Annotated in this window: 1 protein-coding gene and 1 pseudogene; both read left to right on the top strand. The window is 75.8% G+C overall.

The annotated features are described in order from the left end of the window. Positions 1 to 847 (top strand): M28 family metallopeptidase (locus tag E1212_RS29115; protein WP_203417381.1); only part of this gene is annotated, 847 nt, incomplete at its 5' end. An 81-nt stretch (positions 848 to 928) separates the two neighbouring features. Then, positions 929 to 1,118, top strand: a pseudogene (locus E1212_RS30235) (hypothetical protein); the annotation flags it as partial.

The following is a 1,118-nucleotide window of genomic DNA, read 5'->3' as shown; positions in this document are numbered from 1 at the left end:
GCCCACGCCGACCCCCACGCCGACCCCCACGCCCGCGCCGCCGCCGGTGTTCGACGCGGCCGCAGCGTACGCCGTCGTCGAGCACCTGGCCGGGACGGTCGGGCCGCGTGAGGCGACCTCGGCCGGGTTCCGGCAGGCCGCACAGTACGTCGCCGACACCATGACGGCGCTGGGCTACCAGGTGTCGACGACGCCGTTCCAGGTGCCGGCCGGCAACTCGTGGGGCGTCGACGTCGAGGCCGGCACGTCCACCAACGTCATCGCCGACGTCCCGGGTTTCGACCCCACACAGCCGCACGTCGTCGTCGGCGCGCACCTCGACACCGTCCCGCAGGCGCCGGGCGCCGAGGACAACGCGTCCGGCGTCGGCGTCATGATCGAGCTGGCCCGGCTGGCCGCCGCGCAGCCGCCGTCGGTCCCCGTGCGGTTCATCGCCTTCGGCGCCGAGGAGCCGCGCGGCGACGGCGACTCGATGCACCACTTCGGGTCGCAGTTCTACGTCCGCGGGCTGACGGCGGCGCAGGCGGCCGCGACCACCGGCATGGTGTCGCTGGACCGCGTCGGCGTGGCCGCCGCCGACGTGCCGGTGTGCACGGGCGGGCGGGGGACCACGGCGCTGCGCGACACGCTGGTCGCCGCGGCCGCGACGGCCGAGGTGCCGGTGCAGACCTGCGAGAACCGCTCCAGCGACCACTGGTCGTTCGAGAAGGCGGACCTGCCGTCGGCGCGGCTGGGCAGCGTCCCGTACGACGGCTACCACTCGCCGGGCGACGTGCCGGCCGTCGTCGATCCCGCCCAGCTGGACCGCGTCGGCACCGTCGTCTGGGCCTGGCTCGGCACGTTCTGAGCCGCGAGACGCCCGGAACGCGGAGGTTTCGGCCGCCTCCACCTGGGGAGAATGCCCTGGGTCGAGCGGACGGAGGCGAGCATGCGGTCAGGGCGGGCACACGCCGCTGCCTGCGCAGCCCTCGTCGTCGGCGTCCTCGGACTCACCGGTTGCGGTTCCGAGGACCCGGTCGCCGTCCAAGAGGACCGCGGCGCCGAGCCGTGGCCGTGGGAGGAGTTCCCGGCCACCGACACCCCCACGCCGAGCGCCGCCCCTGCCACCCCCACCGCGA

This window comes from Jiangella ureilytica, assembly GCF_004348545.1.
Taxonomy (GTDB): Bacteria; Actinomycetota; Actinomycetes; order Jiangellales; family Jiangellaceae; genus Jiangella; species Jiangella ureilytica.
This window is presented reverse-complemented; position numbering and strand designations above follow the sequence as displayed.